Origin of the sequence: Streptomyces sp. NPDC050263, assembly GCF_040655955.1 — a bacterium.
Lineage (GTDB): Bacteria > Actinomycetota > Actinomycetes > Streptomycetales > Streptomycetaceae > Streptomyces.
On record NZ_JBFAKW010000296.1, the window covers coordinates 1 to 1,500 of the forward strand.

The 1,500-nt window shown below is 66.7% G+C and carries 1 protein-coding gene; it reads left to right on the top strand.

Going from position 1 to position 1,500, the window contains the following annotated elements; genetic code table 11:
* Positions 1-108: 108 nt before the first annotated feature.
* Positions 109-1,467, top strand: coding sequence for an IS4 family transposase (locus tag AB0J04_RS46105; RefSeq protein ID WP_363174729.1), 1,359 nt, complete (start codon positions 109-111; stop codon positions 1,465-1,467).
* Positions 1,468-1,500 lie beyond the last annotated feature (33 nt).

The window sequence follows — 1,500 nt, forward strand, 5'->3', positions numbered from 1 at the left end:
CAATGCCGTGTAGTTAGGCGCGGGGCTGACGTGTCAAGCCGCCTGAAGCGGAGATGGAGCTCCTGCTAGAACCGTGTCGACCAAGATCACTGTTCAGCAGGAGCTCCATTGGATGCCAAGTCTGTCATTTCTCGTGAAGTAACGGTTGCCGCGGGGTCGTTCGCGCCGGGCCATCTGGGCGAGTTAACACGGATCGTTCCGTTTGAGATGGTCGACGAGGTGCTGGCCGAGACCGGCAGGACTCAGCAGCGGATACGGGACCTTCCCTCACGTGTGGTGGTGTACCTGCTGCTGGCCGGGTCCCTGTTCCCCGGGATCGGCTGGCAGCAGGTGTGGCAGCGGCTGACGGCCGGCCTGGAAGGGCTGGAGACGGCAGCACCGACGGCCGGCGCTCTGGCGCAGGCCCGCAGGCGGGTCGGGGCCGGGCCGCTGCACCGCTTGTTCGACCTGTTGCGTGGACCGGCCGCCGGGATCGCCACCACGGGAGCGTGGTGGCGGGGTCTGCTCGTCTGTGCTGTCGACGGCACGCTGGTGGCCGTGCCCGACAGCCCGGCAAACCGGGCCGAGTTTGTCAGGCACCGCTGCAACAACGGCGGGGCGGGATACCCCTCGCTCCGTCTGCTGGTTCTGGTGTCCTGCGGCACCCGTACCGTTCTGGACGCGGTGTTCGGACCGACCGCAAACGGAGAAACGTCGTATGCCCCGGGCCTTGTTCGCAGCCTGCGCGAGGGCATGATCGTTCTGCTGGACCGAAACTTCGCCGTCCAGGCCCTGGTCGAGGCGATCACCGGGAAGAGCGCACACGTTCTGGTCCGCGTGAAAGAACATCGCAGGCTGCCGGTCCTGAAACGTTTCCCCGACGGCTCCTACCTCTCCAGGCTCGGAGCCGTGGCGGTCCGCGTCATCGACTGCGAGATCACCGTCAGTACCTCACAGGGGCGCCGCACCGGCGCCTACCGTCTCGTCACGACCCTGACCGACCCCCACACGCACCCCGCCGCCGAACTGATCAGGCTCTACCACGAGCGATGGGAGGTCGAGACCTCCTACCTGGAGATCAAGTCCACCATCCTCGGCGGCCGGGTCCTTCGTGCCCGAACTCCCGCCGGTGTTTCCCAGGAAGTCTTCGCACTGCTGGTCACCTACCAGGTCCTGCGACTGGCCATGGCGGATGCCACCGGCACACGTCCGGACACCGACCCCGACCGGGCCAGCTTCTCCATCGCCCTGAACACCGCCCGCGACCTGCTCGTCCAGGCCGCGGGCATCTTCAACGACACCGCCGTCGATCTCGTCGGCACCATCGGCCACCAGGTCCTGGCCGGCCTCATGCCCGACCGCCGCATCCGCACCCGGCCACGCGTCGTCAAACGCGCCATCTCGAAGTACAACGCCAGAGGCACCGTCGACCGAACCAGCTACAAAGCCACCATCAGCATCGACATCCTGACCACCCGCACCCCTTGACACTCGACAGCGAGCGCTAACTACACGGCATTG